We start from the raw sequence: 838 nt of genomic DNA, 5'->3' as shown, positions 1-838 counted from the left end.
CTCGAAGAAGTTGTCCTGCATCCCCACCCGCTCGACCTTAAGCACCTCCTGCCAGATCCCAGCGATTCGCGCTTCCAGCTCACTGCGCGGCGCCACGTATTCAGCCTGTTGACCGACCTCCGGGCGTGGCAGCGCGCGGCGTTCGAGCTTGCCGTTCGGGCTCAGCGGCAATGCGTCGAGGAACATCCACTGCACCGGGATCATGTACTCCGGCAGGTTTACCTGTAGGCGGCGCTTCAGCGTGTCGCGCAAGCTGCCCTCGTCAGCGCTGCCATCGCTTGCCACCACGTAGCCCACCAACTGCTGGCTACCGGCCAATTCCACCGCCAGCACCACGGCCTCACGCACCTCGGGCTGCTCCATCAGCCGCGCCTCGATCTCACCCAGTTCGATGCGCAGGCCGCGAATCTTCACCTGATAGTCGATACGCCCGGCGTACTCGATCACACCGTCCGCACGCTGGCGGGCCAGATCTCCTGTGCGGTACAGCCGCTCGCCATTGCCAAACGGGCTGGTGGCGAAACGCTCGGCGGTCAATGCCGGACGGCGGTGGTAACCGCGCGCCAGGCCTTCGCCGCCCAGGTACAGCTCACCGATTACCCCGACCGGCACCGGGTTCAGTTCGGCGTCCAGCACGTAAGTGCTCAGGTTGGCGATCGGCTGACCGATGGGCACCGTGTCGGCGCCCTCCTCGCGGCAGGTCCAGTGGGTCACGTCGATGGCCGCTTCGGTCGGACCGTACAGGTTGTACAAACCGGCCTGCGGCAGCTTGGTGAATACTTGCTGCTGCGCATCCACCGGCAACGCTTCGCCGCTACAGACGATGCGCTTGAGGCCG

Annotated in this window: 1 protein-coding gene; it reads right to left on the bottom strand. The window is 65.6% G+C overall.

Annotated elements, in window-relative coordinates; genetic code table 11:
- Positions 1 to 838, bottom strand: an 838-nt coding sequence (locus ACNFIC_RS23840; protein WP_416782285.1) for an AMP-binding protein, incomplete at both ends; no start/stop codon positions are given.

This window comes from Pseudomonas sp. NY15463, from assembly GCF_048068415.1.
GTDB lineage: Bacteria > Pseudomonadota > Gammaproteobacteria > Pseudomonadales > Pseudomonadaceae > Aquipseudomonas > Aquipseudomonas mosselii_C.
Note: the sequence above shows the minus strand (reverse complement) of the source record. Positions and strands in the feature narration are given on the sequence as shown.